Origin of the sequence: Mesorhizobium sp. (genome assembly GCF_005063415.1) — a bacterium.
Taxonomy (GTDB): Bacteria; Pseudomonadota; Alphaproteobacteria; order Rhizobiales; family Rhizobiaceae; genus Mesorhizobium.
In genome coordinates this window covers 1-1,408 of sequence record NZ_SUEG01000328.1, presented here as the reverse complement: position 1 = coordinate 1,408, position 1,408 = coordinate 1, and the positions used below count along the sequence as shown (strand labels likewise).

Genomic DNA, 1,408 nt, shown 5'->3' with positions numbered 1-1,408 from the left:
CGGCAGCTATGCTACTAATTTCGGTATGGTGCTAATTGGCTCCAACGACCCGCCCGCCGAGGCGGGTTTTTCATTTCCGGCTTTGGCACTGTCACGAGCCGCGCGTGCTTCGCAAACGATTGAATACAGTTTACTTCGATTTTTCCCGACTTAACCCGCCTTTAAACCGCCGCATCTAGTCTTCAACCCGAACGCCATAGGCATGGGGAAGACAGCACAGCGCATGGCGAACCGGAAAGACAGCCGCATCGAGCCCAGCTTCGAGGCATCGCCGGGGGCGAAATCCTCGGCCGGTTTTTCGGTGAGCGAGGAGGACCGCGTCGTGCCGAGCAACCGAAAAGCCGCTGCAAAGCGCAAATCGTCCAAGGCCAAGCCGTCGCGCGGCGGGCGCGGCAAAAGCCGGCGCGGCCTGTTCGGCGTGCTTGCCCGGCTGTTCTACTGGTGCTTCGTGCTTGCCATCTGGGGCGGCATCGCCACTGCCGGCATCGTCGTCTATTACGGCGCGAAAATGCCGGCGGCCACCACCTGGGCCATTCCCGACCGCGCCCCCAACATCAAGATCGTCTCGGTCGACGGCCAGCTGCTTGGCAATCGCGGCATGAGCGGCGGCGAAGCCGTCGGCCTGCACGAAATGTCGCCCTATATTCCCGAGGCCGTTATCGCCATCGAAGACCGCCGCTTCTATTCGCATTTCGGCATCGACCCGATCGGCCTTTCCCGGGCCATGGTCACCAACGTTGTCGGCGGGCATTTCTCGCAAGGCGGCTCGACGCTGACCCAGCAATTGGCCAAGAACCTGTTCCTGACGCCGGACCGCACGCTGGAACGCAAGGTGCAGGAAGTGCTCTTGGCGCTGTGGCTGGAGCACAAGCATACGAAGGACCAGATCCTCGAAATGTACCTCAACCGGGTTTATTTCGGCTCCGGCGCCTATGGCGTCGAAGCGGCCTCGCGCCGCTATTTCGGCAAGAGCGCGCGCGACGTCACGCTGTCGGAGGCCGCACTTCTCGCCGGCCTGCTCAAGGCGCCGTCGCGGCTGTCGCCCGCACGCGACCCGAAGGCGGCCGAACAGCGTTCGCAGCTGGTGCTCGCCGCGATGCGCGACGAGGGCAAGATCAGCGCCAAGGAGATGACCACGGCGATGAGCGCGCCGGCGACGCGCGCGCCGTCATACTGGACCGGCTCGGAAAACTATGTCGCCGACACGATCATGGAAGAACTGCCCGACCTGATCGGCGACGTGCGCCGCGATATCGTCGTCGATACGACTGTCGATCTGACGCTGCAGAAGCTCGCCGAGCAATCGATCCGCCGGCTGATCGACCAGAGCGGCAAGAAGCTCAATGTCAGCCAGGGCGCGCTGGTGTCGATCGACAATTCCGGCGCGGTGCGCGCCATGGTCGGTGGC

The 1,408-nt window shown here is 63.6% G+C and carries 1 protein-coding gene; it reads left to right on the top strand.

Annotated features, from left to right (window positions below; genetic code table 11):
- Nucleotides 1-223: 223 nt before the first annotated feature.
- Nucleotides 224-1,408, top strand: a 1,185-nt coding sequence (locus tag E5W70_RS32360) for a transglycosylase domain-containing protein (RefSeq protein ID WP_292665420.1), incomplete at its 3' end; no start/stop codon positions are given.